At 61.9% G+C, this 9453-nt stretch carries 11 protein-coding genes, 1 other RNA gene and 1 pseudogene; 7 read left to right on the top strand and 6 right to left on the bottom strand.

Going from position 1 to position 9453, the window contains the following annotated elements; all coding sequences use genetic code 11:
* Window positions 1–157 precede the first annotated feature (157 nt).
* The 3 genes and pseudogenes from EN884_RS13900 to EN884_RS13890 all read left to right on the top strand — a co-directional run bounded on the left by EN884_RS13900 (window position 158) and on the right by EN884_RS13890 (window position 1378).
* Window positions 158–418: a DUF2312 domain-containing protein gene (locus tag EN884_RS13900; protein WP_013529099.1), complete on the top strand. Its 261-nt coding sequence runs from the start codon at window positions 158–160 to the stop codon at window positions 416–418.
* Window positions 419–619: 201 nt separating this feature from the next.
* Window positions 620–1059 (top strand): annotated as a pseudogene (locus tag EN884_RS13895) (hypothetical protein).
* Between the two features lie 7 nt (window positions 1060–1066).
* Window positions 1067–1378 carry a hypothetical protein gene (locus EN884_RS13890; protein ID WP_024502896.1) on the top strand — a complete coding sequence of 104 codons (312 nt, stop codon included), beginning with the start codon at window positions 1067–1069 and terminating at the stop codon, window positions 1376–1378.
* A gap of 100 nt (window positions 1379–1478) precedes the next feature.
* On the opposite strand, the gene msrB is transcribed toward EN884_RS13890, so the two are convergent.
* The 5 genes from msrB to EN884_RS13865 all read right to left on the bottom strand — a co-directional run bounded on the left by msrB (window position 1479) and on the right by EN884_RS13865 (window position 5431).
* Entirely contained in the window at window positions 1479–1883 is a 405-nt protein-coding gene (gene msrB, locus EN884_RS13885; RefSeq protein WP_013529102.1) for a peptide-methionine (R)-S-oxide reductase MsrB, read from the bottom strand.
* A gap of 197 nt (window positions 1884–2080) precedes the next feature.
* Window positions 2081–2878: an MBL fold metallo-hydrolase gene (locus EN884_RS13880; protein ID WP_128360585.1), complete on the bottom strand. Its 798-nt coding sequence runs from the start codon at window positions 2876–2878 to the stop codon at window positions 2081–2083.
* Window positions 2879–2897: 19 nt separating this feature from the next.
* Window positions 2898–4088 carry a VWA domain-containing protein gene (locus EN884_RS13875; RefSeq protein ID WP_063169210.1) on the bottom strand — a complete coding sequence of 397 codons (1191 nt, stop codon included), beginning with the start codon at window positions 4086–4088 and terminating at the stop codon, window positions 2898–2900.
* A gap of 6 nt (window positions 4089–4094) precedes the next feature.
* Window positions 4095–4541: a GNAT family N-acetyltransferase gene (locus tag EN884_RS13870; protein ID WP_063169209.1), complete on the bottom strand. Its 447-nt coding sequence runs from the start codon at window positions 4539–4541 to the stop codon at window positions 4095–4097.
* A gap of 65 nt (window positions 4542–4606) precedes the next feature.
* Window positions 4607–5431, bottom strand: coding sequence for a LysR substrate-binding domain-containing protein (locus EN884_RS13865; RefSeq protein WP_245459099.1), 825 nt, complete (start codon window positions 5429–5431; stop codon window positions 4607–4609).
* Window positions 5432–5606: 175 nt separating this feature from the next.
* Between EN884_RS13865 and EN884_RS13860 the strand changes: the two genes are divergently transcribed.
* Window positions 5607–7175: an MFS transporter gene (locus tag EN884_RS13860; RefSeq protein ID WP_063170360.1), complete on the top strand. Its 1569-nt coding sequence runs from the start codon at window positions 5607–5609 to the stop codon at window positions 7173–7175.
* 15 nt (window positions 7176–7190) lie between these two features.
* Here EN884_RS13860 and EN884_RS13855 read toward each other — a convergent pair whose 3' ends face one another.
* Window positions 7191–8030: a MoxR family ATPase gene (locus EN884_RS13855; RefSeq protein WP_063169207.1), complete on the bottom strand. Its 840-nt coding sequence runs from the start codon at window positions 8028–8030 to the stop codon at window positions 7191–7193.
* 147 nt (window positions 8031–8177) lie between these two features.
* Between EN884_RS13855 and ssrS the strand changes: the two genes are divergently transcribed.
* The 3 genes from ssrS to EN884_RS13840 all read left to right on the top strand — a co-directional run.
* Window positions 8178–8333, top strand: a non-coding RNA gene (gene ssrS / locus EN884_RS13850) — 6S RNA.
* A 96-nt stretch (window positions 8334–8429) separates the two neighbouring features.
* Window positions 8430–9017: a 5-formyltetrahydrofolate cyclo-ligase gene (locus EN884_RS13845; protein ID WP_024502903.1), complete on the top strand. Its 588-nt coding sequence runs from the start codon at window positions 8430–8432 to the stop codon at window positions 9015–9017.
* Between the two features lie 70 nt (window positions 9018–9087).
* Window positions 9088–9453, top strand: a 366-nt coding sequence (locus tag EN884_RS13840) for a YmdB family metallophosphoesterase (protein WP_206617593.1), incomplete at its 3' end; no start/stop codon positions are given.

Raw genomic sequence — 9453 nt, 5'->3', positions numbered from 1 at the left:
ATACCTTCCTGGGGGATCGCTGTCCGCATCGTGGCGGCAGCGTCAGTTCGATCATCGATAACAGCTTGACCCGCCGCCGGCGGTCGGGCATCGAGCCCGCTCAATTCGCCGCTGCATGCATCCCGAGTCGCGGCGCAGAAACGATGTGGAGAAAAATATGGCCGACGATATCACCGATACCAGCCAGACTGTTGCCGCCGGCCAGCTGCGTGCCTTCATCGAGCGCATAGAGCGGCTCGAGGAAGAGAAGAAGACCATTTCCGACGACATCAAGGAAGTGTTCGCCGAGGCCAAGGGCACAGGCTTCGACACCAAGGCGATGCGCACGATCATCCGGCTGCGCAAGAAGGACCAGGCCGAGCGTCAGGAAGAGGAAACCATCCTCGATCTGTACAAGGCCGCACTCGGCATGGTGTAGAGACCGTCTGGAAATTCTACTCCGGCGGCCATCTGGTGGCGTTTTCTGCGCTTCCCTAGTTCTACTGCAATGCAGTAGAACTGAGCTCACGTACTTTAAGTACGCTCCGCTCCGGTTCTCGAAACCACCACCATATGACTCGCCGGAGCGAATTTCGAAACAGTCTCCGGCCGAGCATGATGCCGGAGCGAGCATCGAGCCATGAGCGAATTCGACTTCGGCGCCCGCCGCGCCTCTGAATTCCGCCAGCGCGGCTTCTGGACGCTGTTCGCCGAGCGGCATCCGGAAGAAAGGGCTCTGATGGCGAGGCGCGGACCCTGGTTCTGGCAGCGCGGGCTGCCCGATTTCGCCTTGGTCCTTTCCATGTATGTCGCGCCGGCGCAGAGCCAGGTCGGCGTCTTCTTCGGCCGCAACGAGAAGTTCGGCGCCACGCAAGCGTGGTCGCGGTTGAAACCGTTCCAGCCTGATATCGAAGCCCGGCTGAAGCTCAGGCCGGAACAGAGTTGCGAGGATCTCGGCATCAATTCGATGTGGCGGGTGAACTGCTATGCCGAGGACAACTGCCAGCCATGGCCGACTGGCTGGTGACCGAATGTTCGCGTTTCGAGCGCGCGGTAACCGAAGTCCTGAGGCAGGGATAGACATCCGGTGTTGCCAGAGGGTATCGGCTCCTTTTTCCGCTCACGCTGGCAAGGCCAGGTGCCGCTCGACCGGCTGTTCTGGCGCGACCTTGTTCTTGTCGGCACGGCGCTCAACGTCGCATCTCTGGTGGCCGCGATCGTCCTGCTCGGACTGAAGCTGCCGCTGGCGCTGGTTCTGGCGGTGCATTTCGCACCGGTGCCCTACAACCTCTTTCTGACCTTTTCCGTATGGCGAACCACGGAAAAGGCCGGTGGCGCCAAGGCCTCACTGATGACGCTCGGCGCCACATTATGGCTGATCCTGACGGTCGTGGTCTGAGAGCGGACACGGGCGCCCACCGCGTTCGCCGGGTTCGGCCGGGGGGCAATGAAAAGGGCGGCCGCAGCCGCCCTTTTCATTCATTCAATCGAATTTCGGTTCAGGCCGCCGGCTCGAATTTCAGCGCCACGCCGTTGATGCAATAGCGCAGGCCGGTCGGCGGCGGGCCGTCCTCGAAGACATGGCCGAGATGGCTGCCGCAGCGGGCGCAATGGCATTCGGTGCGAACCATGCCGTAGCTGCGGTCGACGGTGTTTTCGACCGAACCCGGCACCGGGTCGTTGAAGCTCGGCCAGCCGGTGCCGCTCTCGAACTTCAGCTTGGATTCAAACAAAGGCTGGTCGCAGCCGACGCAGGAAAAGGTGCCGGCGCGCTTCTCGTAGAGCAAAGCGCAACTTCCCGGCCGCTCGGTGCCGTGGCCGCGCATGACGGCATACTGCTCCGGCGTCAGCCGGGCGCGCCATTCGGCGTCGGTGCGGGTTACAGGGTAGGTGTGGGTGTCCATTCGATCTCCTCAGCCTTGCCGGCTCGCCACTACAGCGCCGCGCGCCCATCGGACGCGCAAAGGACGCTGTAGTACTTTGGTTTTGCGCATGATCCTTTCCGAACCGGAGGTTCGGGACCATGCGCGGATTGCAACCTCATATTCGCACCAAGATAGGCATTTGTTACGCGATTTGCCCGCATTTTCGATCGTGATCTTTATGCGATCGCCCTGAGATAGCGATCGACCGAAGCAGCGAACGCCGCTTTTGCGCCCCCGATGACATTCTGGTTCCACCATGCACCATAGATATGGTCGAACGCGAATGGCTCCAGTGCCGCCGCGATGCGGCGCACGGCCGCTGCATTGAGCGGAATGTAGTTCGGATAGCTGTACATGAAGCTGACATGGTGGCGCGTCGGCGTCACCTGCAAGATATCGCCGGCCAGCAAGACGTCGCCGACATCGCGTTTCCAGTGCAGCACCTGACCGCCGGCAAAGTGGCCGCCGCAGCGGATGAGCGTCAGCGAAGGGTTTATGGCCAGCGTCTCGCCTTCCCAACTGACGATCGCCTTGTGCGGTCGCATGATCCATTGGCGGTCGTCGGCATGGGGATAAATCGGCACGCCGCCAAACGCCTCGCTCCAACTGGCCATCACCGAATAATAGTGGCAGTGCGAGATGGCGATCGCCGCCAGGCCACCGCGGCGGTTGATCTCGGCCACCGCCTCGTCGCTGACCATCGAAACGCAGTCCCACAGCACGTTGCCGTGCGGCGTCTGCGCCAGCAGCGCCCGTTGGCCGATGGCGAAGCGCGGCTCGATGCCGAAGCCGAGAACGCCGGCATCGTCCTTCATAACAAGCCGGTGTCCTTCGGCAAGTTCCTCCGGCGTGATCCACGCTTGGCCCTCCCAGCGCACATATTGGCGCTCGTCCTCGCAGATCGGGCAATGTTCTGGCGGCGTCTCTGTCGCCGCGAACTGGACGCCGCATTGCAGGCAGAGGAAGCAGGTCATCGGATCTCCTGTCGGTCTTTCAGTGCTTTCTTGAAAGCTGCTTGGTCGCGCCCTCCAGCCCGGCCAGCGTCAGCGGGAACATGCGGCCGCCGAAAATGTCGCGGATCATCGCAACCGAATGGGTGTAGCCCCAGTTCTTGGGATCTTCGGGGTTCAGCCATACCGCGTTCGGCCATTGCTGCAGCAGACGGCCGAGCCAGACGCTGCCCGCCTCCGGATTCCAGTGCTCGACCGAACCGCCGGGGTGAGCGATCTCGTAAGGGCTCATCGAGGCGTCGCCGACGACGATCACCTTGTAGTCCGGACCGTATTTGTGAAGCAGGTCGAAGGTCGGAATCACCTCGGCATGCCTGCGGCGATTGTCCTTCCACACGCCCTCATAGAGGCAGTTGTGGAAATAGAAATATTCGAGCTGGCGGAATTCGGCGCGGGCGGCCGAGAACAGCTCCTCGACGCTTTTGATGTGGTCGTCCATCGAGCCGCCGACATCGAAGAACATCAACAGCTTCACCGCGTTGCGCCGCTCTGGCCGCGTCTGCACGTCGAGATAGCCGTGTTCGGCCGTGGCGTGGATGGTTCCGGGCAGGTCGAACTCTTCCTCGGCGCCCTCGCGCACCCAGCGACGCAGGCGTTTCAGCGCGATCTTGATGTTGCGGGTGCCGAGTTCGACGGCATCGTCGAAATTCCTGAACTCGCGCTTGTCCCAGACCTTCACCGCGCGGCGGTTGCGGCTTTCATGCTGGCCGATGCGCACGCCTTCGGGATTGTAGCCATAGGCGCCGAATGGCGAGGTTCCGCCGGTGCCGATCCATTTCGAGCCGCCCTGGTGGCGACCTTTTTGCTCCTCGAGTCGCTGTTTCAAAGTCTCCATCAGCTTTTCGAACCCGCCGAGCGCCTCGACCAGTTTTTTCTCCTCGTCGGTCAGGTGCTTTTCGGCGAGGCGGCGCAACCATTCCTCGGGGATATTGGCGACGTCCAGCGCGTCCGGTCCGCCCAGCGCTTCAATGCCCTTGAAGACATGCGCGAACACCTGGTCGAAGCGGTCGATGTGGCGCTCGTCCTTCACCAGGGCGGCGCGGGCGAGGTAATAAAAACCTTCGACGTCGTAGTCGACCAACCCGGCTTCCAGCCCTTCGAGCAGCGACAGATATTCCCTGAGCGAGACGGGAACGCGTGCAGCCTTCAGTTCAAGGAAGAAGGGGATGAACATGGCCGGTTACAGCAAATCATACTCGATGAAGCCCGTGCGGCGGGCGACGTGGTCGTAAAGCTTGCGCGCGGTGGCGTTGGTCTCGTGCGTCATCCAGTAGACATTCTTGACGCCGATCTTTGCCGCCTCTTCCTTCACTGCGTTGATAAGGGCGGCGCCGATCCCCTTGCCGCGCACATCCGGGTCGGCGAACAAATCCTGCAGATAGCAGTTGTTTTTCTCCGACCAGCCGGAGCGGTGGTACAGGAAGTGCGTGAGACCGACCGCCTTGCCGTCCAGTGTGGCGATGAAGCCTTTTGGCTCGAATTCGCCCGGAGTGAACAGCCGCTTCCAGGTGACGGCGTAGACCTCTTCCGGCAGCTTCGTCTCATAGAAGGTGAGATAGTCGGTCCACAGGCGCCGCCAATCGGCGTGGTCGGACTGCGCGAGCGGGCGGACGATTATCTCGGACATTTCGTTCCCTCTGAAGTCTGGAACCCGATCCATACCAATAGAATCGGGATCAGGAACACCCTTGCCTATTCGGCAGGCGAATTATATTCGCGAAAAGCGGTCGCGAGCATGTGCAGCGCCTCCCGCGCCCGCGGCGGCAGAGCGTGCGACTGCAAAACGATCTCGGACGGGGGAATTGGTGGCAGGCCGAGTTTGCGGCCCACCTCGATCAAGCCCGGGGGCACAACCCGGTAAGCGAGGGCGGAAAGGGCAAAGCCCGCCGATACCGCGATGTTGACGGCAGCGCCGCCGCCGCCGACGAAAGCCTCATTCCAGGCGATGCCTGCCCGGTCCAGCGCTTCGACCGCTCTCATACGGTCCGGGCAATTGCATCTGGTGCTTAAAAGAGCCAGGCGCAGGGGCGTGCCTGGTCGCCATTCGAAGCCAGGTGCCGCGAACCAGCCATAGTGGGTGCGCGACAAAGCTTCACCGCGTCGACTGTCATCTTCCTGGTGCACAATCACCGCATCGAGTTCGCCGCGATCGAAAGCTTCTTCCAGCATGGAGCTGGTATCGATCCGTATGTTGAGCGCGAGCGACGGATCGTGGGCATGAAGCTGGGCGATCAGCGTGGAAAGCTCAGGCCCCGCGACATGATCGACGAAGCCGAGCGCAAGCCGACATGGCGCCGCGGAAAATTCCGCGACGGCGCGTTCATGGGCGGCAAGGAATTCGCGGGCCACGGGCAGGAAGACAGCCCCCCTTTCCGACAGTGCCACGCGGCGCGGGGTTCGTTCGATCAAACGTGCGCCGAGCTTTTCCTCGAGCCGCCGCAACTTGACGCTGATCGTCGCCTGGGTGCTGCCAAGTGCTGCAGCCGCCCGGGTGAAGCTCTGCAGGTCGGCCACCATGACGAAAGTGCGCACGGCATCGACATCGAGACTGGCCATCTCCGTCATTCCATTTTGTTATCTCTGAAATAGAAATGCATAGTCTTTTTTCATAGTAAAGCCTCGTCTATGTCATCTCGACCGCAGTTTGAAGAGCCAGCCCGGTTCCAGAATGCTTCGACAGAAAGTGATCGACATGACGTTTCAAATCGACCGAAACACCGTTGCGCTTGCCGGGGCCTGCCTTGCCTCGCTGCTGTTCGGCCTCGAAATCTCCAGCGTCCCGGTGATCCTTCCGAAACTGGAAAGCGTGCTCGCCGCCGACTTCAAGGATCTGCAATGGATCATGAACGCCTACACCATTGCCTGCACCACGGTGCTGATGGCGACAGGAACGCTGGCCGACCGCTTCGGCCGCAAACGGGTGATGGTGATCGCCACCATCGCCTTCGGGCTGGCCTCACTGCTGTGCGGCCTCGCGCCGAGCGCTTCGCTCCTCATCATTGCACGCTTCCTGCAAGGCCTGGCGGGAGGGGCGATGTTCACTTGCAGCGTGGCCGTCTTGTCCCACCAGTTTCAGGACGGCAGCGAACGCGGCAAGGCTTTTGTGGCCTGGAGCGTCGTCTCGGGGATCGGGCTTGGCTTTGGTCCCGCCATCGGTGGATTGATCGTCGCGTTCTCGAGCTGGCAGTGGGTGTTCCTCATCCATGTGCCGCTTGCCATCCTTGCGCTGGTCTTCATCGGTGCCGGTGTCACCGAATCACGCGACCACAATGCCCAGAAGCTTGACCGTGCCGGTATCCTGACGCTCTCGTTCGCGGTGTTCGGCTTCTCCTATCTGATCACGCAAGGGGCCGATCTCGGCTCTGGTGCCCGCATCGGCGTGGCAAGTGCTGCCGTGCTGGCCTTCGCCGCGTTCCTCGTTGCCGAGAAGATCAGCCCCTATCCGATGTTCGATTTCTCGGTGTTCCGGATCCGTCAATTTTCGGGAGCGATCATGGGCGGCATCGGCATGAATTTCAGCTATTGGCCGTTCATCATGTATCTGCCGATCTATTTTTCGGGTGTGCTCGGCTACGACAGCACCACGACCGGCCTGCTGCTGCTCGTCTACACGCTTCCCTTGATGCTGATGTCCTCGACCGCCGAGCGCCTGCGCGCCCGCTATCAGGCGCGGGTGGCGATCCCGCTCGGGTTGCTGACATTGGGGGTCGGCTTTATCGCCATGAGGATAGGTTCGAGCCTTGAGGGAGCCAGCTGGCTGACCATGCTGCCCGGTACGCTGATCGCCGGTATCGGTATCGGCCTCACCAACTCACCGACCACCAACACCACGACGGGTTCGGTGTCGCCGGATCGCGCCGGCATGGCTTCGGGCATCGATATCAGCGCGCGGCTGATCACGCTCGCCATCAACATCGCGGTGCTGGGCCTGCTGTTGACGCAGGGAATTGCTTCCTATCTCAAAACCGCATTGGGCACGGCCCTTGACCCGGACGAATTGCGCGCGTTGGCGGAAAAGATCGCCACCGGAAATCTCGATGGCCTCTCCCAATATTCGCCCAGGCTGGCGACCCTCGACCCGTCCGGCGCGCTTGCGCATGCCGCCTTGGTCAACGGTTTTGGCTGGGTCATGCTCTATAGCGGGATCGGCGTTCTTGCCCTTGCCGTCATCAGCTTCGTCGTCTTCGGCCCCAGAAACGTCGCGCCGCAAGAGGCAAGGGACCGTCATCGTGCTCAGGGCGCAAGCGAAGCTCGATCGTAGCAAGTGCCCGGCGCCTCACCCTTGCCTGCGCGCCATGAAGGCAAGCCGCTCGAACAGATGGACATCCTGTTCGTTCTTCAGCAATGCGCCATGCAGCTTGGGCAACGCGTTCTTCGGGTCGGCGCGCAGATCCTCGGGCGCGATATCGTCGGCGACCAGCAGGCGGATCCAGTCGAGCGCCTCGGAGGTCGACGGTTTTTTCTTCAGCCCCGGCACTTCGCGGATCTCGTAGAACTGGGTGAGGGCTGCCCGAACCAGGTTCTGCTTGATGCCGGGATAGTGGACGTCGACGATTCTGTGCAGCGTGTCGACGTCGGGAAAGCGGATGTAATGGAAGAAGCAGCGGCGCAGGAACGCGTCCGGCAACTCCTTCTCGTCGTTGGAGGTGATGATGACGATCGGCCTGACGGCGGCGCGGATGGTTTCGCCGGTCTCGTAGACGAAGAACTCCATCCGATCGAGTTCCTGCAGGAGATCGTTTGGGAATTCGATGTCGGCCTTGTCGATCTCGTCGATCAAGAGCACGACCTTCTTGCCGGCGGCGAAAGCCTCCCAGAGTTTGCCGCGCTTGATGTAGTTCCTGATGTCGTTGAAGCGCTCGTCGCCCAACTGGCTGTCGCGCAGCCGCGAGACGGCATCATATTCGTACAGGCCCTGCTGCGCCCGCGTCGTCGACTTGACGTGCCATTCGATGAGGTCGAGGCCGAGTGCAGCCGCCACCTGGCGGGCCAGTTCCGTCTTGCCGGTGCCGGGCTCGCCCTTGACCAGCAAGGGCCGCTCCAGCGCGATCGCCGCATTGACGGCCACCATCAGATCCTTGTCGGCGACATAGGCCGCCGTGCCTTCGAAACGCATTCTTGCTCCTCGGTTGGTCATCGCGACCGTAAGGACGAGGCCGTGCCTGTGCAAGGGTGAGGTGTTGGCGGCGCGAGGGCCTGAACCAACACGGAAAGAGTGCCCGTCTCACTGGCGCTTAGCCGGCCGGCAGCCTATATTGGGCGGGACGGTCTGTGCTTCCCGGCAGGAGAACATTTTCCCCGGGGCCTTAACGATCCTTAGGGAGCTGTCCCTGGGAAGACCCGTGGGTTTTCTCACACGGCGCCCACCTACTTTGTAGGTTCCCGGGATCGCTCTCTCCACCGGTTGTGTGGATCGTCACTTATTGCCACGCGTCCCGCATTTCGGTGGATGATTGCGGTGGAAAACGTCGCTCCCAACACTCCATCCAGATCTGACCTTTTCTACCCTGACTGCATGACCTCTCTCAAAGACCTCAAAAAGCAGCTTCGCCGCGAGGCCCTCGGACGCCGCGATGCGCTCGACGAATTCTGGCGGGTGGAGGTCGCGCTTGAAATGGCAGAGACGGCACGCGATCACCTCCACATTGAGCCGGGCCAGATCGTTTCCGGCTTCTGGCCGATGCGCTCGGAAGTCGACGTCAGGCCGCTGATGTTTGCCTTGCGCGAAAGGGGCGCGCGGCTTTGCCTGCCGGCCATTCTCGACAAAACCACGATCGTCTTTCGCGAACTGGTGCGCGGCGCGCCGATGGTCGAGATGGGTTTCGGCACGGTCGGCCCGCATGAAGAAGCAGAAGTGCTCGACCCCTCGGTGATGCTGGTGCCGCTCGCCGCCTTCGATGCGCGCGGCCATCGCATCGGCTATGGTGCCGGCTATTACGACCGCGCCATCGCCAAGCTGATCGACAAGGGACAGCCGCCGCGGCTGGTCGGCATCGCCTTCGACTGCCAGGAGGTGGCAATGGTGCCGGATGAGGAACATGACGTCGTCATTCCGGAAATACTGACCGAGAGCGGGTTGCGCCGCTTCGCGTCAAAATTGTAGATAAAAGGACGCATGATCTTTCACAGACGTCATGCAGCTTTTGCTTCGCTGACCTTCGGTGCGGGATCATATGAGACTTCTCTTCCTCGGTGACATGGTTGGAAAGACGGGACGGACGGCGGTGTGGGAACAACTGCCCGGCTTGATCTCCGACTTCAAACTCGATTTCGTCATCGTCAACGGTGAGAACGCCGCCGGCGGCTTCGGCATCACCGAAGATATCTTTCGCGAGACGATCGCGGCCGGTGCGGATGTCGTCACAACCGGCAACCATGTCTGGGACCAGCGCGACGCACTCGCCTTCGCGCCGCGCGAAGAGCGCTTCCTGCGCCCCTCGAACTTTCCCAAGGGCACGCCCGGGCGCGGCTCCGGCGTCTACATCGCCAGGAGCGGCGCGCGCGTGCTGGTCGCCAACATCATGGGCCGGGTGTTCATG

The organism is Mesorhizobium sp. M7A.F.Ca.AU.001.01.1.1 (assembly GCF_004022735.1).
GTDB classification, from domain to species: domain Bacteria; phylum Pseudomonadota; class Alphaproteobacteria; order Rhizobiales; family Rhizobiaceae; genus Mesorhizobium; species Mesorhizobium ciceri.
This window is presented reverse-complemented; position numbering and strand designations above follow the sequence as displayed.